18 protein-coding genes are annotated in these 20783 nt (G+C 51.0%); 8 read left to right on the forward strand and 10 right to left on the reverse strand.

From position 1 onward, the window contains the following. Positions 1 to 17: 17 nt before the first annotated feature. Entirely contained in the window at positions 18 to 2198 is a 2181-nt protein-coding gene (locus tag H6F88_RS05875) for a pentapeptide repeat-containing protein (protein WP_190641802.1), read from the forward strand. Positions 2199 to 2215: 17 nt separating this feature from the next. On the opposite strand, the gene H6F88_RS05880 is transcribed toward H6F88_RS05875, so the two are convergent. Continuing rightward, on the reverse strand, positions 2216 to 2827 hold the full coding sequence (locus H6F88_RS05880) for a hypothetical protein (RefSeq protein ID WP_190641803.1): 612 nt from the start codon (positions 2825 to 2827) through the stop codon (positions 2216 to 2218). A gap of 299 nt (positions 2828 to 3126) precedes the next feature. On the opposite strand from H6F88_RS05880, the gene H6F88_RS05885 reads away from it, so the two are divergent. From H6F88_RS05885 to H6F88_RS05895, 3 genes are all read left to right on the forward strand, one after another. Then, entirely contained in the window at positions 3127 to 3312 is a 186-nt protein-coding gene (locus H6F88_RS05885; RefSeq protein WP_190641804.1) for a hypothetical protein, read from the forward strand. 246 nt (positions 3313 to 3558) lie between these two features. Then, positions 3559 to 4071: an inorganic diphosphatase gene (locus tag H6F88_RS05890; RefSeq protein WP_190641805.1), complete on the forward strand. Its 513-nt coding sequence runs from the start codon at positions 3559 to 3561 to the stop codon at positions 4069 to 4071. Between the two features lie 440 nt (positions 4072 to 4511). After that, the gene (locus H6F88_RS05895; RefSeq protein WP_190641806.1) at positions 4512 to 5423 is read left to right on the forward strand and encodes an MBL fold metallo-hydrolase; all 912 of its coding nucleotides are present in this window, start codon (positions 4512 to 4514) and stop codon (positions 5421 to 5423) included. Positions 5424 to 5436: 13 nt separating this feature from the next. On the opposite strand, the gene H6F88_RS05900 is transcribed toward H6F88_RS05895, so the two are convergent. Together H6F88_RS05900 and glnT are read right to left on the reverse strand one after the other, a co-directional pair. Next, on the reverse strand, positions 5437 to 5802 hold the full coding sequence (locus H6F88_RS05900; RefSeq protein ID WP_190641807.1) for a hypothetical protein: 366 nt from the start codon (positions 5800 to 5802) through the stop codon (positions 5437 to 5439). A gap of 173 nt (positions 5803 to 5975) precedes the next feature. Next, positions 5976 to 7301, reverse strand: coding sequence for a type III glutamate--ammonia ligase (glnT, locus tag H6F88_RS05905; protein ID WP_190641808.1), 1326 nt, complete (start codon positions 7299 to 7301; stop codon positions 5976 to 5978). A 56-nt stretch (positions 7302 to 7357) separates the two neighbouring features. Between glnT and H6F88_RS05910 the strand changes: the two genes are divergently transcribed. Next, positions 7358 to 8656, forward strand: a complete 1299-nt coding sequence (locus H6F88_RS05910; RefSeq protein WP_190641809.1) for an FAD-dependent oxidoreductase — start codon at positions 7358 to 7360, stop codon at positions 8654 to 8656. A gap of 394 nt (positions 8657 to 9050) precedes the next feature. Here H6F88_RS05910 and H6F88_RS05915 read toward each other — a convergent pair whose 3' ends face one another. The 3 genes from H6F88_RS05915 to cysH form a co-directional block, all read right to left on the reverse strand. After that, the gene (locus tag H6F88_RS05915; protein WP_190641810.1) at positions 9051 to 10502 is read right to left on the reverse strand and encodes a 1-acyl-sn-glycerol-3-phosphate acyltransferase; all 1452 of its coding nucleotides are present in this window, start codon (positions 10500 to 10502) and stop codon (positions 9051 to 9053) included. Between the two features lie 48 nt (positions 10503 to 10550). Then, a complete protein-coding gene (gene sbcD, locus H6F88_RS05920; RefSeq protein WP_190641811.1) occupies positions 10551 to 11867 on the reverse strand; it encodes an exonuclease subunit SbcD in 1317 nt (438 codons plus the stop codon). A 91-nt stretch (positions 11868 to 11958) separates the two neighbouring features. Further along, positions 11959 to 12693: a phosphoadenosine phosphosulfate reductase gene (cysH, locus tag H6F88_RS05925; protein WP_190641812.1), complete on the reverse strand. Its 735-nt coding sequence runs from the start codon at positions 12691 to 12693 to the stop codon at positions 11959 to 11961. A 103-nt stretch (positions 12694 to 12796) separates the two neighbouring features. Between cysH and H6F88_RS05930 the strand changes: the two genes are divergently transcribed. The 3 genes from H6F88_RS05930 (at position 12797) to H6F88_RS05940 (ending at position 16647) form a co-directional block, all read left to right on the forward strand. After that, positions 12797 to 13078: a glutaredoxin family protein gene (locus tag H6F88_RS05930; RefSeq protein ID WP_190641813.1), complete on the forward strand. Its 282-nt coding sequence runs from the start codon at positions 12797 to 12799 to the stop codon at positions 13076 to 13078. 27 nt (positions 13079 to 13105) lie between these two features. Next, positions 13106 to 14608: a UDP-N-acetylmuramoyl-L-alanyl-D-glutamate--2,6-diaminopimelate ligase gene (locus H6F88_RS05935; protein WP_190641814.1), complete on the forward strand. Its 1503-nt coding sequence runs from the start codon at positions 13106 to 13108 to the stop codon at positions 14606 to 14608. Between the two features lie 380 nt (positions 14609 to 14988). After that, the gene (locus H6F88_RS05940) at positions 14989 to 16647 is read left to right on the forward strand and encodes an ATP-binding protein (protein WP_190641815.1); all 1659 of its coding nucleotides are present in this window, start codon (positions 14989 to 14991) and stop codon (positions 16645 to 16647) included. Between the two features lie 72 nt (positions 16648 to 16719). Here H6F88_RS05940 and H6F88_RS05945 read toward each other — a convergent pair whose 3' ends face one another. The 4 genes from H6F88_RS05945 to H6F88_RS05960 all read right to left on the reverse strand — a co-directional run bounded on the left by H6F88_RS05945 (position 16720) and on the right by H6F88_RS05960 (position 20620). Beyond that, entirely contained in the window at positions 16720 to 17841 is a 1122-nt protein-coding gene (locus tag H6F88_RS05945) for a hypothetical protein (protein WP_190641816.1), read from the reverse strand. A gap of 165 nt (positions 17842 to 18006) precedes the next feature. Further along, positions 18007 to 19119 (reverse strand): LptF/LptG family permease, encoded by a 1113-nt coding sequence (locus tag H6F88_RS05950; RefSeq protein WP_190641873.1) that lies wholly within the window; start codon positions 19117 to 19119, stop codon positions 18007 to 18009. A 128-nt stretch (positions 19120 to 19247) separates the two neighbouring features. After that, positions 19248 to 19976 (reverse strand): LPS export ABC transporter ATP-binding protein, encoded by a 729-nt coding sequence (gene lptB, locus H6F88_RS05955; RefSeq protein WP_190641817.1) that lies wholly within the window; start codon positions 19974 to 19976, stop codon positions 19248 to 19250. Positions 19977 to 20080: 104 nt separating this feature from the next. Continuing rightward, positions 20081 to 20620, reverse strand: a complete 540-nt coding sequence (locus tag H6F88_RS05960; RefSeq protein ID WP_190641818.1) for an LptA/OstA family protein — start codon at positions 20618 to 20620, stop codon at positions 20081 to 20083. Positions 20621 to 20783 lie beyond the last annotated feature (163 nt).

Genomic DNA, 20783 nt, shown 5'->3' on the forward strand with positions numbered 1-20783 from the left:
CCCTTCTACAAGCGCCAATGTATCCGTTTCGGGCTAGCCTAGGCATCTTATTTCTGATTTTTTTAATCCTCGTTTTACAGCCCCAAGCTGCCTGGGGAGCGATCGCCCAGCCAGAGCAAGTTCCTCTAACGGTGGAGCTATTGCAAGAAAGATTGCGATCGCCCCTCCAAAGCGAAGGCGTACGAACCTTGGACCTGCGCCGAGTCGTAATTGATTTGCGTCCTGAAAATGCGGACTTTCGCGATCAGTTCTACCGATTGATTCAGGCACAACTCCAGCGCTCCCGCAATGTCACAACCGGGGAAATGATTGCTCCACTAGGCTTAGACCTGAGCTATTCCACCATCAAGGGCGAGTTGAATATTAGTGAACTGGGACTGCGATCGTCGCTCTATGGTCAGGAGCTATCGCCGCTTTTAAGCGGGACAGAGCAAGCGCAGTTGAGGCGCGATCGCCGTCGGCTGTCGCAATTGAGCCAACTATCGCGATCGCTGCTGATTCAAGGACAGCCCACCTCCCTACAAATCACCGTATTTCGGGGAGCGCTCAAACTCGTTCAGACCCGCTTTGAAGACTTCGTTAACTTCACCAACGCCTTCTTCCTCGGTCGCGTCGAAGCTCCAGGAGCAGAGTTTGTTCAGGACACAGACTGGTCAGAGACGCGGTTTAGCCAGCCAGCCAACTTCACCGGAGCTATCTTTCGGCGTGAAGCTCGATTTCGTAACACCATTTTCTTTGAACGGGTCGGATTCAACCTGGGGCGATTTCAGGCAGTTAATTTTCAGGGTAGTGAATTCCGCTCAACCGCTAACTTCAGTCAGTCAGCCTTTCAACAAACCGCAAATTTCAGCCGTACTCAGTGGCAGGGCAACGCCGACTTTGCTCAAACCAATTGGCAAAACTCCGTCTTCTTCAACAGAAGCAAATTCTCCCGTTCTCTCTTCTTGAGTGAAGCCACCTTTGAGAAACTAATTAGCTTTCGAGAAGCTCAGTTTAGCCAGCCCGTCAATTTGCGGGGGGCAAACATTTTAGATCAGGCAGATTTTGGCGATGCCAGCTTTGCCAAAGCCGCTTACCTGAATGTTACAGGGCTTCAGTTTAACTCCGAGGAAGCAAGAATTTTGGGCGATCCGGGGCAGGTGGGGCGAGTGCTTTCTGTACCAACGCTGCAAGGCAACGAAACGCTGCTTCGCAATCTAGTGCGAAACTTTCGCTTGCTAGAGCAAATTCCCGATGCAAATCAGGTGGAATATACGCGAGAAAAGCTGCGGCTGCGGCAGTTGCGGCAGCAGTTGTGGGGCACCAACCTGAACACAGCAACGTTAGAACGGCTTCAACAAGTTGGTTTCTCACTCGCCCAGGCAGAGGCGATCGCCCAATTTCGGACCGAGCAAGCCTTTCGCAATCTTCCCGACCTGCTGAGGCTAAACGAAATTGATCTAGCGACCTACGTTAAAGTGCGCGATCGCGTCGTCGTCAGCGAACCTCGTTCGGCTGTTGGCTGGACGTTAGATGCAATGCACTGGCTAGGGCTTAGCCTGCTGCTGCTATTAAGTGCCTATGGCACCAATTTTTGGCTCAGTTTTGGAGTCGGCATGATTGCACTAGCCTACTTTGGCGGCTTGTTTTGGTTGATCGATCGCCTGCGTCGCTTTCACCCCAAACCAATCGTGCCAACGCTATCAGAAAGTACCTGGGTTGTCAGCAGTTTTAGCCTATTGTCGCTACTTGGACTCTCAGCCATTTTTCGCACCTCCGAGCAGCCCTGGCTGACACTCACCTGTCTAGCGATTGTGATTATTCCGGTACCGGCAACGCTGCTGTTTTTGATCTATCAGCGAGGTCGCTATCACGACCTGATGGACGTTAGCTACTTTGTCGAAGATGGCAGCCTGCGGCAGTTTCGCCTGCTGATTGGCAGACTGCCGAATATGCCCCGGTTTGTCTTTTTTCGCGATCGCTACATGCCCATCCTTTGGGATCGCCGCTGGAACTGGCTCAACTACTTCGACTTCAGCCTGAATAATTTGCTCAAATTCGGCTTCAACGACATTCGCCTGCGCGACGAACATCTACCCGGGCTGATCACCACCCTCTCCTGGTATCAGTGGCTTTTGGGCATTCTCTACATCGCACTGCTGCTCTGGACGCTCTCGCGCACCATTCCAGGGCTAAACCTGCTGATTTACTTTAAGTAAGGATTAGGTTTAGCGAATTAGCTTTGAGCAGAAGTCGGCTGCTTCATCGCTTCCAGCAGCGTGGACAGAGCCTTATCTTCCGAGGGATTCACCTGACGGTCGAGCAAGGCAATGCTTACTGCTTTGGGAAGGGCGATCGCCGCCACATCCGAATCCAACCCCTCCATCAAATGGTCAAGCGATTGCGGCACCTTCAGCGCCGACCGAATGCCCAACAGCGTCGATTCCTCAAATCCCAATGTTTGAAGCTGAGGATAGAGCTTTTCCCAGTTAGGCTGTTCTACACTGCCCACCTGAATTAAATAAGCCATTAGTCGCTGCAATTTACTTTGCTGTTGCGGAGTCATCTGCACTTGCGTCGAAGGCAAAACCTCTTCTTCAGTCTTACTTTGATTCAGGTTTTGCAAAATCTGCTGCCAATCGTGAGTATCGCAGGCTTCCGGCTTGCCCACTGTCAGCGAAACAGAAATTTGATTGGAAACCGCATCAATTTGGGTGACTTGTGCCCGCACTCCCAAAAAGCCAAGCCACTGGGCAATCGTGTTGACTAGTGTTGAACGAGTCGCCTGACTGTTTGCCAGCAGCCGGATTTGAGTACGAACCATCGGACGAACAATTTGTGAAAGCATAGCAGCAGTGTTAAAAACTATGCGAAATGAATACTACACACCCTAGAATAGCCAACTTGACAAAGTTGCTAATTCTACTACCGGGTGATTCCAGAATTACACGGGAACTATTCAATCTGAGTTAACTCATTCTTAACTCGACCTTTAGATGTAGGGATTTGCAATCTAGATCACAGCAAATTCGGTTCCTTTGTGAAATTGTTAAGATCACCCGTAGAACTATCCCGATTCTCATTAAAGTTGGGATAACTTTACAGACTAAAGCAATACTCAATTCAAGCTGGTTTTTCAAATCCTATATGGAATCTGGTAGTCGAACCGACAACCCTCCTGGGCGAACTTCTCACAGGTTAGCCAACATCATCGGTACGTTTATAGCTCTCATGACTTTGACCATTCCCGTCTTTGCGATCGCCTACTTCTCTTCAGACAGCGTTGAAATTTGGCAACCGTCAACCTACCCGCTTCTGCGATCCCAAGATTGATGTAATCGGTATGTAATCGATCATCGTCATATTCCTCCAAACTCCCTCAAATCAGGGATTTTTAGGAGGAACGGGTTGCCATGAGTTAACCGTCATCCCCTAGAATGCTATTCGAGGGGCAGTTCACACCGTTTCTACATAGAAGCTGAACATTTGACGTGCCCTGCGCGCGTGGGACACGTCAAATGTTCAGTTTTGAAGAGAAGAGGCTGGCTGCCCAAAATGCTATTTGATTGGAGAACTGTTGTGGATTTATCGCGCATTCCCCCCCAGCCCAAACCTGGAATTATCAACGTCCTGATCGAAATTCCGGCAGGCAGCAAGAACAAGTACGAATTTGACAAGGACCTCCAGTCTTTTGCACTCGATCGGGTGCTTTATGCCTCAGTGCAATATCCCTATGACTATGGATTTGTGCCCAACACCCTGGCAGACGATGGCGACCCCCTGGACGGTATGGTGATTATGGATCAGCCCACCTTCCCAGGATGCGTCATTGCTGCACGACCCATCGGGATGTTGGAAATGGTGGATGGAGGCGATCGCGACGAAAAAATTCTCTGCGTGCCCGACAAAGACCCCCGCTATGCCCAGGTCAAGTCTTTGAGTGACATCGCTCCTCACCGTCTGGACGAAATTGCTGAATTCTTTAGAACCTATAAAAATCTAGAGAAGAAAGTAACTGAAATCTTAGGCTGGAAAGACGTTGATCATGTTGCTCCGCTGGTTGAAGCCTGCATCAAAGCAGGACAAAAATAAAACTTAAAGAAGTAGTGCCCTCTGCAAATGTCTTACAGGTTTAGCCTGTTTCGCTCAGGGCACTGCTGTATTAAGATGCAGGTTCAGTTGCATCACCCTGGTCACTGCCCAACAAAGTTCTGTAGATTGAATAGAATGCTCTTTATTCAGTGTTCAAACTTCCGTTGGGGCTGTTGAAAGTTTGCATTTCCGATTTATTTTCCTGATGCGAGTATTTTGTAGGGGTATATACGAGGAAAAAAGTAGAACGGTCGAAATATAGTGTAGAGAGAGCCTGGTAGTCAATCCTCGCTCTAGCTATTTGGTTCCTGGTGTCACCTCAATTTCTCAGCTATCGGTCAATTTATCGGGCAGTTAAAATTCTGGCTCACAAGTAGAATCTGCAGATAAGACTCTACAAACTACAATGATCCGCTAAGCAAGGGTTAATGCAATTGAAGATGTCAGGTTTTGACTCCCCAATAAAGAGTGTGCAACCCACCAGCAGCAATGCACCCCAAACCAGCGTTTCCCAGGCTTTTACGGTGCAGTTCTGGGGAGTTCGGGGCAGCATTCCTACACCTGGCATCGAAAATGTCCGCTACGGGGGAAACACGGTTTGCGTCGAGATGCAGGTCGGAGGCAAACGGCTAATTTTTGACGGCGGCACCGGACTGCGCGTTCTAGGTAGAACGATGGTAAAGCAGATGCCCGTCTCCGCTCACTTATTCTTTACGCACACCCACTGGGATCGGATTCAAGGCTTTCCGTTTTTTATTCCTGCCTTTATTGCGGGCAACTCTTTTGACATCTATGGCTCCATTGGACCCAATGGAGCTTCGATTAAGCAGCGCCTCAGCGATCAAATGCTGCGTCCTAATTTTCCGGTGCCACTTCAGGTCATGCGATCTGAGATGCGGTTTCACGACATCTCTCCCGGCTCCATGCTCTCGCTAGACGACGTCATCGTTGAAACGATCGCCCTCAACCGCCCGAACAGCGCCTTGGGCTATCGCATTAGCTGGAATGGTCATTCTGTCGTCTACGCAACGGACACCGAGCATTCGTCAGAGAAGCTAGACCAGAGTTTGCTCTATTTGGCGCATCAGGCAGATTTGCTGATCTATGATGCTGCCTACGCAGATCACACTTATTACACGCCCAGCACAGACGCAGCCGAGCACAAGCCCGCAACCTGGCAAGCTGGTATTGAGGTGGCAGTTGCCGCCAACGTTAAGCAGATGGTCATGTTTCACCACGACCCTGCCCATGACGACAACTTTTTGGACCAAGTTGAGGCAGAAGTTCAGTCTAGTTTCCCCAATGTGCAGTTAGCTCGGGAAGGCGTGGTGCTGCAAATCTGCCAGGAATAAGCCCGAGACGACTCTAAGTCTTGATCGGGGTACTTAGCATAATCGTGAAGAACTCAATAATTACCATCAGCAACGGGAAAGCAATGCCTGCTAGCCCTAAGCCGCCAATCAATTGACCCAGCCAAATGCGAAGAGTCTTTTCATTTCCGGGATCTCGTTCGTTAGCAATAGCCATATAGCGAGAGCTAGCTCCCACCATAAAAGCTCCTATGATTCCCAACGGTAAACTCATCAGGAACCAGGACTGCAAGCGATCGCCCGGTTGAATCAGCCTGAACGTAGGAAAAATAACGAAACTAACGACTTCCAGGGCAAGCCAAACGCCAATGCAGACAAAGAAGTCTTTCTTGGCGAGATCATCGAGTGAAAAATTGTTCATGATTTAACGGAGGTAGACACCTTGAAACCTTGGAACTACTAATCCGGTAGTAACATCACTTTGCCCTAGAGTACAGCGTTTAACCAGGGTTTATGGTGCTGGTCAGTCAAGCTAGGGCGAATAGGTGAGGGGCAATGCCCCTCACCTATTCGCCTAATAGTAGCAGCACATCATTAGCAATTCACGTATTGTTCCATTTCCCAGGGAGTGACCGCCATGCTGTAGGCGTTCCATTCCTGATATTTGAAGTCAAGGAAAGTTTTAGCCGCCTGTTCTCCCAAAGTAGCCATGATCAGCGGGTCTTGCTCTAGACAGTGCAGCGCTTCTATCAGGCTGGTGGGTAGGGTTTGTAGGTCAGAAAACTCTGAACCCCGGACAAACATATTTTCGTCAAGCCGTTCCTTGGGTTGTAGGTGATTCGCAATGCCGTCTAACCCGGCCGCCAACAAGCCTGCCTGCGCCAGATACAAATTGGCAGCACCATCAACCAGACGACACTCAAACCGTCCGCCTTCGGGAATGCGAATCATGTGGGTGCGGTTGTTGCCACCGTAGGAAATGTAGCGAGGTGCCCAACAGCTTCCCGAAACGCTGGTACTGGCGGCTAACCGCTTGTAAGAGGTAACCGTAGGGGTACACAGAGCAGAAACGCCCCGCGCGTGAGCCAGGATGCCTGCGAGAAATTCGTAGCCGATCGCCGCCAAACCTAGCTCATCCTTAGCATCGGCAAAGGCATTCTCCCCGTCATTCCATAGGCTCATGTGCAGATGTGCGCCGTTTCCGGTGAGGTGGCTAAACGGTTTGGGCATGAAAGTGGCAGTCAATCCTCGTTGCTCTGCCAGAGTTTTCACCATGTATTTGAAGAAAACGTGGCGATCGGCAGTCGTTAGCGCATCGCTGTATGTCCAGTTCAGTTCAAACTGTCCGTTTGCGTCTTCGTGGTCACACTGGTAAGGCTCCCAGCCCAAACTTTCCATATAGCCAACCAGCGTCGAAATCAGGTCAAACTGACGCATCAGGTTGAGCTGGTCATAGCAGGGACGCACAGCCGTATCCATTGAGTCAGCAATTTGATAGCCCTGTTCGCCTTTCTTTAGCAAGAAAAATTCTGCCTCAACGCCCGTTTTGTAGCTGTAGCCGAGGCTTTCACAGCGCTGAAGGACTTGCTTAAAAATATTTCTAGGAGCCGCTGCAAACGGTTCGCCATCCATGTAAATGTCGCTAGCTAACCAACCCACGTTGGTTTGCCAGGGCAGCACGATTAGAGAGTTGGGGTCAGGAATGGCGGCGATGTCATGGGCATCTGGACCTAGCCCTAAATTAGAGGCAAACGGCGCAAAGAAGGCACCATCCGACTCAACCGCAGCAATTTTGGCAGCTGGAACCAGCTTAGAGCGAGTTCCACCCAGCAAGTCAGTGTAAGAAACCAGGAAAAAATCCAGGTTGAGCTCATCTGCCAACTTAACCAGGCTGCGATCGCGAGACAACATGCTGACCATAGCAGACTCTCCAAAACACCTTCAGACGCTTTGCCCTCAAGTAAATCAATCTTGTTATGACAAGTTTGTATAGGGCGATACGCCTGGTTGGGATGGAGTTTGTTAAGTTCGCGTTACGGGTTAGGCGCTGGGTGATGGAGTGTCAGGGTATGAGTGAGACGGCGGATATTGTGGTGGTAGGGGGTGGGTGCATTGGAGCAGCGATCGCCCTTCACCTAGCGGAACAGCAGGCAGGAAAAGTGCTGCTGCTAGAGCAAAAGCAGTTGGCGAATGGCGCTTCGGGTAAAGGCATCGGAATTATTCGCACCCACTACACCCATCCCGTCTTAGCCAAACTGGCCTACGCCTCACTTCAGCTTTTTCACAACTTTGAAGAGCGGTTTGGTGGCTACGACAGCGGCTTCAATCCCTGTGGATACTTCATTCTGGTTGGTGATTCGGATGTTGACACCCTTAAGGATGTCGTTTCAATGCACCAGCCGTTAGGCATTGACGTGCAGATGGTTTCCCCCGCTGAAGCGCAGGCGCAGATGCCATTTCTGCGAATTGATGATGTAGCTGCGGCAGCTTATGAGCCCAATTCTGGCTATGGCAGTCCTCCCAAAACAACAATCGCCCTGGCAAACCGTGCTGCCGAGTTGGGCGTTGAGGTTCGCACAGAAACCCCTGTCACGGGCATCAAGCTAGACCTGGAAGGGCGAATTGAGGCAGTTAGTACCCCAACTGGGGACATTGCTACCCGCACCGTTGTAGATTGTGTCGGTCCCTGGGCTAGAAAATTCACTGAGGCGCTGGGTTTACCTTTTCCGGTTAGCCCTGTTGTCGAGCATGTGGTGGTGATGGAGCGTCCTACTGAATATGCCGCACCGCACCCCGTTGTATCTGATTTAGTGAATCTGTGTTACGTGCGATCGGATGCCGACCAGCCCTACACCCGCATTGGTAACTCAGACCCAAAATATCACCCGCAGTTTTTGCTGCCTGATGCTGACCAGTTTCACGGACAGCAGTTTCCTGACATTTGCGAAACGCTTCAGCAAAAGTTAATTCGCCGCTGCCCTATTTTAGAAACAGCCCCGGTTGTTGAAACGTACTCCGGTATTTGGGGAATTACGCCTGACTACCAGCCAATTATCGATCGCCTCGACCACATTCCCGGACTCTACTGCGCCGTTGGCTTTAGCGGACACGGATATAAACTTAGCCCGATCATTGGCGACCTAATGAGCCGCTTTATCCTGGGCAAGATTGATGATCAGGTCAAGCTACTCGACCTCTTCCGCTTCAGCCGCTTCCAAGAAAACAGTTTGATTCAACCACCCATTCGCTACGCCAGAGCAGGTGGATTAAGGTGATGAATTCATTTGGACATGCCTGATCAAAAAGCCTCTGGGCTGAGAGGGAGCAAGGTTTCAGGTCTCAAGTGCGTAATTTTGAAAACTTGAAAATTGCTTCACGCTTCGATGGCTATATCTGACACTTCAATCGCGACGTCTACAGTGTCCAGCGGCGATACTTCATGCTTCGACAGTGATGCTCAGTGTTCCGGCAGTCATGCTTGGAGGTTCAACCGCGATGGCTGATGCTTTGGCAGTGATAACTCAGAGGTTTAACCGCGATGCTGGGAGGTTCAACCGGCATGTCTCATGCTTCAGCGGTGATGTTCGGAGATCCAACCGGAATGCTCGGAGGTTCAACTAGGATGCTCAGAGGTTCAATTAGGATGCTCAGAGATTCAACCGGAATGTCTCATGCTTTGGCAACCTCTTCCATCACGGTCTGCAACTCTTTAGTCAGGGTAGCAACGGCTTGACGACGGCTTGACTGATAAGCTTCCCAATAATCAGAGACAGAAATGGGTGCACCGACCGTCATCTTGACCTGCTGCTGCCCCAGTTTCGGACGGGGAAAGGGAGATTTGCCTTTGATGCGCGTTACCATGTCCCACAGCAGCAGCGTTGTCTCGGCAAACCGTTCAACGGTGAGCTTTTCGGCGACGTAGTGCCCCGTGACGCTGACAAAGGTTTCTACCAGGCGCATGTGCCACAGCCGCAGGTCGGCTTCCTCGGCGACGCGGTCAGCCAATCCTCGCTCGACGGGAGAAAGGGCTTCGATTTGCTTCAGGTCTTCTCGATAAATTCGATCCCAGCCAGCCTGCTCCAGACGACGACAGCGATCGCTCAAATTTCCTTTGGGCGGCAGGTCAAAGAACTGCTCTGCCACGCTCAGAGCCGCACTTAGCAAAGCCTGGAGACGATGAGCAAGCTGTTCGTTGGAGCTGAGAAGAGAAGGGTCTGGGGAACCTTCAGCAGATGATGTCGAAGCTGCTGCTGGAACAGCCGGGAATGATTGACCGTAAAACTTCTTGTAAAACTGCTCCATCAGCGTCAGCAAATGTTCGCCCAATCGGTAAAGCCTGCGGTAGAGAAGAGTTTGGCGATGCGAAGCAGTTCCCCCTTTGGGGTAATCGCCCTCACTCCCACCCACTGCCGCCGCTTCTGGAACCAACCCGCTCTCCAACTCCAGTCGGCTCAACAACTGTTCTACCAAGTCCCAGGGTGGTTCTACATAGCGATACTGGATGCCAATGGGCACGATTAAGACCTGCTCCGTCCGTCCTGCCTTGTGCAAATCCTCCACACACCAAAAGCCAAACTGAGCAATCCCCGGTTCGATTGGGCTGACAATTTCGTTGTGTCCATTGGTTGCCCCTTCAGGAGCCGCCGCCATAGGAAATTGTCCATTGGCAAACAGTTCTCGGATCGAGCGCAGCCCCATCAGATCGACCTTACCCCGCCGAATTGGAGTTCCCCCTAAGCGCGAGTAGAGCCAGCCAACGAACTTACCTGCCCACAGCGGAATTCCCCGGTCATAAATAAAGTGGGCATGGATCGGAGCTTTGACCGGAATGCCCTGCTGCCGCATCGTCTGAGACACCTGCCGCCACAGCATATCTGCCATGCTGTAAGGGTCGTTGGTACTAGGATGGCGAAAGGCAATCAGCAAGCGGATCTTGCCGTCCTGAAACTGTTTGTATAGTTGTGCCAGGGTTTCAAGATTGCTGACCTCAATGTCTGTAATCCCAACTCGCCAACGTCGCCAAGTGGGCAGCAGCGATCGCACCGCTCCAAACACCAGTGGATCAAACTGAGAGGGAATAAACTCTAGCGGCGGTTGAGCGTGGATGTTGGGATTGGGCATTGGTCACAGCAGGGCGATGGGAATCAGGCGATTTAGAGCCATTTACCATTAAAGCAATCTTAGTTGGGCCTCCACTGCTTCGATGGCGGGGCGATTGCCAAAATCATCCTCCTCCAGCAAATCCACCTCAGCCGCACCCAGCCAAACAGCCTGTTCCTTTGCCATTAAGCTTTGAGCCACCTCCAGCATTTCACCTGCGATGTCCTTCAGGTTGGGCTGATTGTCCAGATACGCTTGCAGTGCCTCAATCGGATCAATGCCACTACCTGCACCCAATTCAGGTAATCGAGGACGAGCAAGCTGGCTCACCAACTCAGCGTGAATCGTGTATGTATGAGCAGCACTGAGCGCATCATGCAACGCAGCACTGTCAATTTGGCTAAGCTGATCCGAGCGAAGCTGATAGACCAGACGGACCACCGCCTCTTCAATTGTTTCTAGCTGAATCGCCTGGAGTAACGCCGCTTGCGGATCTTCTACCTTAGATAAATCGACTCGCAGCGTGCGAAACGCGCGGACGGGTAAAGGACAAAACTCTAGCTGAGTGCGATCGCCCTCTAGCTCAACCAGCACATAGCCCTTCTCCTCTTGCTCTTCGCTAAAGTCAACCCGCTCGATACTGCCCGGATACACCACTGGCGGCTGCTCCGCCAAAATCTGATGTCGATGTACGTGCCCTAACGCCACATAGTCAAAACAGGGACGGTTGAGCAACGCCATCGGCACCGTAAATCCCTTACCAACTGCCAAAAACCGCTCTGCCCCAAATCTTGCCGTATCAGTCATCAAATGAGCCAGCAGCACCGTTGGAATATCTGGATCAAGCCGCCGAATTTCCCCTTCTAAGGCAACCCGTAGGCGATCGATCAGCAGATCATTCACCTCTACCAGAGATAAACCTTCCGTTTCAGGACGGGTGAGCAGGGTAGAACGGGTGAGCCAGGGCAGCGTAATGATTTGTATGGCTCCGCTGCGGGTTTGAATCGTGTGAGTTTCCAGGCGATCGCCCACCACAAATCCCGGAATTCCCAACGTGCGATAAATGCACAGACTCGCACCCCCCTGCCCCTGAGCGTGCTGGTCATGATTTCCTACCAGCAGCACTGTCGGAATCTGAGCATCCACCAAACGGCGAAACTGCGCCGCAAACGCCTGTTGCACAATCGGCGGCGGTGTCGCATCGGGGAACGCATCCCCACCAAATAGGACTAAATCAACCGGTTCAGAAACTGCTCGATCAATACACAGCCCCAGCGTCTTTACAAAATCTTCGAGCCGCGTATTCAACCCCGTCTCCGGATTAATTCGCCCATGCGAAAACCCGCTACCCAAATGAATATCCGAAAGATGAAGAATCTTAACCATCGAGCCATGCGTTGACAGCATTACGCTCAACGGTAGCACGATGGCTAAGGACTGGGAGCTAGCCCCCAGTCCTTAGCTCTTAGCCCCTTCCTCAAATATGAATTCCACACTCCGTCTTACCTGTGCCGCGCCAGCGTCCGGCCCGCTCGTCTTCGCCTTCGGCAACGGGAGTCGTGATCGGTTCATCGCCAATACTGGGATAGCCCTGGTCGTGCAGCGGGTTGTAGATAACGCCATGCTTTACGACATATTCCCAGCTTTGCTTGCGAGTCCAGTTAGCTAGCGGATTGACCTTGAGACGTTGGTTTGCGTCTAGCTCTAGAACGGGCATATCAGCACGAGTGGTTGCCTGATCGCGGCGACGTCCCGTAATCCAGGCTTTGCTGTCCAGTTCTTTTAGGCTGCGCTGCAAAGGCTCAATTTTGGTCAAGTGATGAAATTTCTGAATGTCAGTATCCCAAAGCGCTTCACCGTACTGTGCAGCAAAGGCTTCACGAGTTGCCACGTCGGGAATCTTGTAAGTTTTCAAGTCCAATCTATAGATTGCTTCAGCTTTAGCAACCAGTTCCAGGGTTTGCGGGAAGTGATGCAGCGTATCCAGGAAAATCACAGGAACGGGTTGAGCAGGAATGATTTGACGATAGAGAATGTCCGTGATGATCAGATCATCGACATTAAAAGCACTCGTCTGCACCAGCCCAGTTGGGAAGTTAGCCACACACCAGAAAAGAACTTCTGACGGATGAGCAGTCTCAAATCTTTGGTTTAGCTCATCCAGGTCAAAACTCTGATTCTGGCTTTTGCGCTCTACGGAATAACTAGTCATTTCTTCAGTAAGCTTATTTGTGTTTCTACAGACAATTTTAGCTTGAGAAAAGGCTCGTATTCCGATCGGAAAACAGGTCTTACTAGTTCATGAGAGATTTTCTATGCGGTTAATTCTATACAGCAAGCCCGGATGTCATCTGTGTGAAGGACTTGAGGAAAAACTAGGGCAAATTCAAACGCTACAGTTTGAGCTAGAGGTGAGAGACATTACCACTCGCAAAGATTGGTTTGAAGCCTTTCAATACGAAATTCCAGTCCTCTTCCTGGAAGCAACCTCCACCCCCCAATCCCCAATTCCCCTCCCTCGCCTCTCCCCTCGTGCCACGATCGCCCAAGTGGAGCAGATGCTACAGAAATATGGGGTAGGAAATAGTTCAGAATAGGCGCAGCAGATGTGAGGAGTTGTTGACATGAAATTACGAGAACTCTTGATGGTTTTGCCTGAGTCCGTTCAGATACCAGAGTATCCGGCTTTAGAGGCTGAGGTAAAAGGGTTGGCGACCAATTCTCATGCCTGTCAGCCAGGAGATTTATTTATTGGGATGCCAGGAACACGGGTAGATGGGGGTGAGTTTTGGCCAAGTGCGATCGTCACAGGGGCGATCGCTGCCCTAGTTTCTACCTCAGCCGCTCAGAAACAGCCTCCAACAGATTCAACTGCTTGCGTCATTCCCGTAGCTGACATGGTGCAGGCTTGTGCTCAGATAGCGACGGCGTTTTATGGCTATCCAGCACAGCAGCTTCAACTGGTCGGAGTGACCGGTACTAACGGCAAGACAACCACGACTCACCTGATCGAGTTTCTGCTGAACCAGACACAGCAGCCGACCGCCCTGATGGGAACGCTCTACACTCGCTGGGCGGGTCATCAGCAAACGGCAGTTCACACTACACCCTTTGCGGTGGAATTGCAGCAGCAGTTGGCTGAGGCGGTAGCAGCAGGCTGCAAACTGGGTGTGATGGAAGTCAGTTCTCATGCGCTGGCGCAAGGGCGGGTGATGGGTTGCCCCTTTGAGGTAGCGGTGTTTACCAACTTGACTCAGGATCATCTGGACTATCACCGCGACATGGAAGACTATTTTTCTGCCAAGGCGCTGCTGTTTTCAACGGACTACCTCAAAGGTCGAGCAATTGTGAATCTAGATGATGCTTATGGGCAGCGGCTAGTTCAACAATTACAGCCTGGGCAAGTCTGGACGTACAGCGTTACGGGTCAGACGGCAGATTTGTGGACAAGCGATTTGGTATATGAGCCAGACGGGGTAAAGGGCGTTTTGCACACACCCAAGGGAGAGACAGCGTTTCAATCTCCGCTGGTCGGGCAGTTCAACTTGTCAAATCTGTTAGCAGCAGTAGGGGCAGCGCTGCACTTAGGTGTGGAATTGGAGGCGATCGCCCACTCCTTGCCTCTCTTCACGGGCGTTCCTGGACGGATGGAGCAGGTGCAGATTACTCAAACGCAAGACATCAACGTCATTGTGGACTATGCTCACACGCCCGACAGTTTAGAAAATTTGCTAAAAGCAGCACGTCCTTTCATTCCGGCTCGGATGATCTGTGTATTTGGCTGCGGGGGTGATCGCGATCGCACCAAGCGTCCCCTCATGGGCAAAATTGCCGCAGAATTGGCGGATTGGGCAATTGTCACCTCAGACAATCCCCGTACCGAAGATCCAGAGCGAATTTTGCAGGACATTCTCACCGGCATTCCCGATACGGTAGAGCCGCTAGTCATTGGCGATCGTGCCGAGGCAATTCGCACCGCTATTTTGCAAGCTAAGGCTGGAGATGGCGTACTAATTGCTGGAAAAGGGCATGAAGACTATCAAATTTTAGGTACAGAAAAAGTTCACTTTGATGACCGAGAACAGGCACGGGCAGCCTTGACTGAGCGGCTTGATCAGGCAGATTAATTCGACAGAATGAGGCAGATTTCTGATCGAAATGTCTATCTATTTAGCTGATGCAAATTTAGGAATGGTGGATAAATTTCTAAACCAGGTTTAACCTAATAAGCAGTGAACTTACGGTTGAAATCTGTCTTGAATAACAGCTCAAACGTGAAGCGTATGAGCCTTTAAAGTGACTCGTTTTGAAGCTAAAGCTTTTTCTCAAAGATTTTTAGTTGCCAAAACGAGTTAGCCTTATGTCTTTATAGTTTGTGTTAAACCCTGGTCTAGAAAATCATTCAGATTTTTTGGCGAAATGCTCGACGCGCTAGTACATAGCAGCAGTGGCGATCGCCTTGTTATTGCTGCTATAGCCTCATTCCTCTGTTCATCACCTCACCCTCATGAACTCATCCAGCCTCCAGGACGTTTCCCTTTATGAGCTAGCCCACAGCTCAGAGACCGCTCCTCGTCCTTTGCAGGTTAGCCCGACTATCTTTAAGTCCATGGTCAGTACCTTGATGGACTTGCTGCTTGACCAAAGAATTCCTGCAACTCTATGGCTAAAACTACCCCGTGGCGAAGCTTGGCAATCTGAGATTGAGCGTTTTCAAAAGTCAGTCAGTGTTCCCTCTTCGCTATACATTCTCAGTTCTCATCGGGAGGAGGCTAAAAAGCAAACCGCGATCGCAGACTTTGATCAATTCGACCCGTTAGCGCCATCAGACCCACTAGCTGAACTCGAACCCGAAGCAACAGACGAGCCACAGGAGCCTTCATTCACAGCACCGACCGATGAACTAGAAGATGAATGGTTGGACGTTCGCGATCCCGTGCCCCCTTTGACTGGACACGCGGGTAGCCTAACCTTACCTCTGGCGGCTGAGAGCAACTTGAGGCGAGAATACTTTTTGCTGGTGTTATCAGCTGATTTTTGTGGGTTGGTGCTGGCTCATCGACCTCGTTCCATGCGATCGCCCCGAGATAGTGACAATCAAGACACCCTATTCAGCAGCCCTAAATCCATTCCAATAGGTGACGAAGAGGTCGATCGCAAGCATCCCTTATTGGGACTTTTCACCCTGAATGGTGAAACGATCCAGCAAGTTTTAGAAGGAATCCATCGCGCCGTTTGTTTTGGGCAATCGCAGGCTGAACCAACTGCTGAAATTGAAGAACTGCTAGTTAATTGGGACGGGTTTGTCGAGCAAGTGACAGATTGCCCACTCAACCCAAGCCTGTTGAGCCATTTATTTACTAAACAAGTTCAGCGACAAGAAGAAATCTGGTACAGCACGGCACTCTGGCGCAGACAAGCGGATGCGGCGGCAGCGCTTCAGCTTGAAAATGAGGAACTGCTCCATTCCATTCGGCTCAAGGACGAATTTCTGAAGCATGTTGGGCAAGAGTTGCGGACACCGTTGACCACCATGAAAACGGCTCTTACCCTACTCGCTTCTCCCAGTCTTAAGACGCCTCAACGCCAGCGCTACATGGAGATGTTGACCCACGAGTGCGATCGCCAGAGTTCTCTCATCACCAGTGTGCTCGACCTGGTGCAGATTGAAGATGCAGTTGACACCCCGATGCAGCCGCTACGCCTGATCGAAGCAGTCCCCGGAATTGTCAGCACCTATCAGCCGCTAGCTCAGGAAAAGGGCATCATGCTAGCCTACACTGTGCCTGAAGACCTGCCACCCGTCTCCTGCCTGCCCAACTGGCTGAGGCAGATCGTCATCAACCTTCTGCACAACAGCATCAAATTCACCCCTGAAGGCGGACAGGTGTGGGTCAAGGCAAGACAACAGGGCGACTATATTCAAGTAGAAGTGCGAGACACCGGAATTGGCATTCCACCCACCGAAATCCCCCGAATCTTCGAGCGCTTCTATCGAGTACGTCAGGGTGGTGCAGACGACCAAAACGGCGCGGGTTTAGGGCTGTCCATTGTCCATCAGCTTTTGCTGCGCTGTGGTGGCTCTATCTCAGTGAGAAGTAAACCCGGCGAGGGGTCGGCTTTTATCGTACTGCTACCGCTCTATAGCTCTAGTCATAAAGGTTAAGACAAAGAAGGGAGGCAGGGCTAAACCTCCTGTCTCCCTTCTTTTTAAGAAGTAAGCACTACAAGTTGGCGTTTAAGGATTTGAGAAAGTCTCAATCTCTCGTCCCCCAATCGAGTACCCTGCACTCGTACGAGGTACTGAGAAAGGTTGAGGCGGGGGTTGAACCACCTGGGGCTGTTGCACGTTGGGAACTGGAGAAGTACCGCCTGCTGTTCCACCGCCGTAGGGAGTCTGGACCGGTTGCCCAATTCCAGGTTGAGCAGGAATGGTTTGCGGCAAGACTTGCGGAGCCTGCGGTAAGCCAGGTACAGCCTGAGGGCTAACCGAATTGGGGTTAGTTGGGCTGGTATACGGGCTATTGCGACCGTAAATCAGGGAAGGCGGAATCGTGTAGCCCGTCGTTCCAGGGGCTGGAGAAGTTTGAGGGGCATATTGCCCTACCGGTTGAGGCGGCAGATAAGTAGGAGTTGCCGCTGGCTGTCGCCTCGTGTCGCCTGAGGCTGTCTCAGAAGACTCAGCCTGAGATTGAGTTTGAGCTTGAGTGGTGGGCTGGTTAGCAGAATTAGCGTATTGCTCAACTGCTGAGCGAAGTGGACTAGCAGGAGGAGTAGCTTGGGTGGCTGTGCCCAACCCAAAGCCAGGATTTGGTGCCCCAGCCGAAGCAGAATCAGCAGTAGTCGAACTTCCGGGCAATAAAGTGGGATTGTTGAACAGGTTCAGACTCAAAGGTTGACCACCTTGAGCATAAGCTGACGAAAATGGAGAAGACTGACTAGTAGACTGAGGTGCCCCACTAACCAAAGGTGAATCCGTCGGCCGTAAGGTGGACGCTTCCCCATCTTCCCCATCTGCAGAGCGTGACGGCGGAGCCAGCAGATCAATTTCTGCTTCTTCATCAAAGTCACTAATCTCGTTTCTTAGGACCGAGAGACTGTCGATATCCATCCCGATCGCACTGTCTTCTTCGGGCGGCAAGGCATCAGGGTCAGCCGTGTCAGTTGCGTTTTCAGCTTCAGGAGAGACTCGATCGCTCTCACTAACGGTCAACCAGTCTGGGCGCTGCAAAAGAGTGTAAACGGAGAACAAGGTCAGCAATAGGATTGCCGCAGATCCCCAAACCGCAGGGCGCTTTAGAATCCGCAGCCGCGCTTTGAGATAACGAACGGAAGCCGGAGAGTGATTTAGAGGTGACATGGTTATAGCAGTCCGAACTCTACAACAAATCCATTAGCTGAACTTGATTTTGTTCTATCCTAGCCGCTTCTTAAAATTTATACCTGCTTCTATATGAAGTCTTCTTCAACACTTCACACAGAAATCTGCGTAGATTTGTTAACATCAACGCCTTTAATCACAGCCCTAGCGAGAAGCCCGAACTAACAGGAAACCACCAGCCACCAGCCCAAGCAGGTTGGGTAGCCACGCTCCCATAAAGGGCGATAAAACTTCGTTTTGGGCGAGGGAGCCAGTGACCACCGCAGACAGGTAATAGCCAAAGATAATCACCAGGCTAATGGCAAAACCCGTTGCTCTCCCTGTGCGTCGCGATCGCGTTCCCAGTGCGGCCCCAACTAGCCCAAACGCTACACAGACAAAGGGCAAAGAGTATTTCTGCTGAATTCGCACTCTTAGCTTGCGAATCTTTGCCTCATCCCCGCCCTGTTGTAGCAGCGCCATGTAATCTAGCGATTGTTTGATATTCATTTCGTCATAGTCGCGTCCTCTGGAGGCAAGGTCCAACGGGGTGCGCGGCAACTGAATTTGCTGCTGCTCAAAGGTGACGATATTGCGAAACGAACCATCCGACGACACCACATAAATGGTGCCATCAAAAAAATCCCAGGTGCTTTGAGCTAGATTCCAGATGGCGGATTTGGCGCTAACAATTTGATTTAGCCCTTCTCGCGAAAAGTCTAGAATGGTTAGCCCCTGCATCTCCCGTCCGTTAAACTCTCTGGCATAGAAGAGCCGCGCTAGCCGCTGCTTGCGATCGCCATCATCTTCGACAAACTCCTGAAATTCTTGATAGAAGATGTTTTCTTCCTGAAATTCAGGTCTTTCATCCCCTAATGCCCGCTCCAGCGTCGTTGCTGCACGGTAGTTAGCCGCTGGAACAATTAGCTCGTTAAATACAAACGTCAGCCCCGTCACGATCGTACAAAGCACAACAGCCGGAAGCACCAGACGAAACACACTGATGCCACAGCCGCGCAGCGCCACCAGTTCACTGTCCGTGGAGAGCCGCCCATACGTCATCAGGGTAGCCAACAGCGAGGAGGCAGGAAAGCCATAAACCATGAACTGAGGAAAATTTAACGCTAGTATCTCTACAGCTGTAGAGATTGGCAATCCAGACTCCGTGACACGACGAATCAGGTCAAACAGCGCCCCTACCGAAACACCAAGGGACGAAAAAATTCCCACCCCAAACAAAAAAGGCAGTGTTAACTCCGTGGCAATGTAGCGATCCATCACTGACAGTTGAGGCAGCCAGTTCCACAGGTTAAGTTTTGGATTAGCAAGTTTTGAGAAACCTGAATTCATAAAAGCTGAATCAGCAACAGCATCGGGGAATTGAGGGGAGACTTTATAGAGTAGCCTTACGGTTGGAAACTGTCACCCAGATAGTATTGGCGCACTAGTGGATTACTGTAAAGCTCCTCCGAACTGCCGGATGCTAAAATTTGCCCATCTCGCATGATGTAAGCACGATCGGTGATTGCTAGGGTTTCTCGAACGTTGTGATCGGTAATCAAGATTCCCATCTGGCGATCGCGCAAGTTAGCAATGATCTCTTGAATCTCAGCAACGGCGATCGGATCAACTCCCGCAAACGGCTCATCTAGCAGTAAGAATTTTGGTCCATCTTGCCCAGACGCTAGTGCTCTAGCCAATTCTGTACGCCGTCGCTCTCCTCCGGAAACTTTAACTCCAGAAGTAGCAGCAACTTTCTCCAGGCGAAATTCCTTGAGCAGTTGATGTAATCGATCAACATGTTCGTAGCGCGGTACTCCTGTCTGCTGCAACACGAGCAAAATGTTGTCCTGCACACTGAGATGCCGAAAAATACTAGGTTCTTGAGCTAAATAGCCAATTCCCAATTTAGCCCGCTGGTGCATTGGCAAATCGGTGATGTCCAAGTCATTTAGCCAAACTCTACCTTGATCAGGCTTTTCTAGCCCTGTTGCCATGTAAAAGGTAGTCGTTTTTCCTGCCCCATTTGGACCAAGCAGCCCTACCACTTCTCCTCGCACTACCGAAAGGTTGACGCGGTTAACGACTGCGCGTCTACCGTAGGATTTGTGAACATTCTCCAGGACAATCTTCAAGGTTGACCCTCAACGGTAGTTATTGCAAAAGGGTTAGCCCTAATCCTATCAGAGGCAGTTCATTCGTTATAGGACACTGTGCCAAAAGCGGGCCCAAGCAAAAACTAGGGACTAATGGGTGTCTTAAATTCTGGCTTGGGGTTAAAGTCTGACGATTCTTCTGACGATTCCTCCGTTGTAGAGACAGGAGTCGTCGTCGCAACAGGGGCGTTGGGGTCAGGCACAATGTAGATTGACTCAACCTGCCGCTGATCTTCAGGAAGAGCTACAAATCGTCCTTCATCGACTAGATAAGTAATTGTTTCGGCGCGCATACTATTGCCCTCTTGCAGGACATAGACATCGCCACTGAGGACAATTCGCCGTTCACGGCTGTAGTACTGAGCCTGGGCGGAAGTGGCTTGAATTTGCCGAGCCGGGTAGTTAATCTGCACATTGCCACGAGCCGTTACTACGCCCGTCACGGCATTGGCTTCCTGCACATCTGAGCGCAGGGTCAACGGTTGGTTGGGTCGCTGGGCTGGGGCATTCTGAGCGATCGCCAAAGGTAGAGGCAAAGGAGCGATCGCCCCCATTACCGCAGCAGAGACCAGCGTCAGTTTGAGGAAAGGCAGGTTGAAGCGGGAGCGAGACGCAGATTTCATAAACGAAGTAATAGAACTTTTAGTAGGAATTAGGTAGTAAGGCTTAAAACTGAACGCTAGCCAAGTGCAACAGCTTCTAGTTCTAGCGTAGATGCAGCTAGTTTACATGCCAATATTACCCAACCAGAGCCTGATCACAAGAAACAAGCAAGCTCTATAACAT

Origin of the sequence: Oculatella sp. FACHB-28, from assembly GCF_014696015.1 — a bacterium.
Taxonomy (GTDB): Bacteria; Cyanobacteriota; Cyanobacteriia; order Elainellales; family Elainellaceae; genus JAAUTN01.

Coding starts and splice junctions, on each gene's coding strand:
- H6F88_RS05885 (WP_190641804.1), top strand. CDS start 3,127: ATGGAATCTGGTAGTCGAACCGACAACCCTCCTGGGCGAACTTCTCAC.
- H6F88_RS05910 (WP_190641809.1), top strand. CDS start 7,358: ATGACAAGTTTGTATAGGGCGATACGCCTGGTTGGGATGGAGTTTGTT.
- cysH (WP_190641812.1), bottom strand. CDS start 12,693: ATGACTAGTTATTCCGTAGAGCGCAAAAGCCAGAATCAGAGTTTTGAC.
- sbcD (WP_190641811.1), bottom strand. CDS start 11,867: ATGGTTAAGATTCTTCATCTTTCGGATATTCATTTGGGTAGCGGGTTT.
- H6F88_RS05930 (WP_190641813.1), top strand. CDS start 12,797: ATGCGGTTAATTCTATACAGCAAGCCCGGATGTCATCTGTGTGAAGGA.
- H6F88_RS05935 (WP_190641814.1), top strand. CDS start 13,106: ATGAAATTACGAGAACTCTTGATGGTTTTGCCTGAGTCCGTTCAGATA.
- H6F88_RS05900 (WP_190641807.1), bottom strand. CDS start 5,802: ATGAACAATTTTTCACTCGATGATCTCGCCAAGAAAGACTTCTTTGTC.
- H6F88_RS05880 (WP_190641803.1), bottom strand. CDS start 2,827: ATGCTTTCACAAATTGTTCGTCCGATGGTTCGTACTCAAATCCGGCTG.
- H6F88_RS05915 (WP_190641810.1), bottom strand. CDS start 10,502: ATGCCCAATCCCAACATCCACGCTCAACCGCCGCTAGAGTTTATTCCC.
- H6F88_RS05945 (WP_190641816.1), bottom strand. CDS start 17,841: ATGTCACCTCTAAATCACTCTCCGGCTTCCGTTCGTTATCTCAAAGCG.
- H6F88_RS05875 (WP_190641802.1), top strand. CDS start 18: ATGTATCCGTTTCGGGCTAGCCTAGGCATCTTATTTCTGATTTTTTTA.
- H6F88_RS05940 (WP_190641815.1), top strand. CDS start 14,989: ATGAACTCATCCAGCCTCCAGGACGTTTCCCTTTATGAGCTAGCCCAC.
- H6F88_RS05950 (WP_190641873.1), bottom strand. CDS start 19,119: ATGGATCGCTACATTGCCACGGAGTTAACACTGCCTTTTTTGTTTGGG.
- H6F88_RS05960 (WP_190641818.1), bottom strand. CDS start 20,620: ATGAAATCTGCGTCTCGCTCCCGCTTCAACCTGCCTTTCCTCAAACTG.
- H6F88_RS05895 (WP_190641806.1), top strand. CDS start 4,512: ATGTCAGGTTTTGACTCCCCAATAAAGAGTGTGCAACCCACCAGCAGC.
- glnT (WP_190641808.1), bottom strand. CDS start 7,301: ATGGTCAGCATGTTGTCTCGCGATCGCAGCCTGGTTAAGTTGGCAGAT.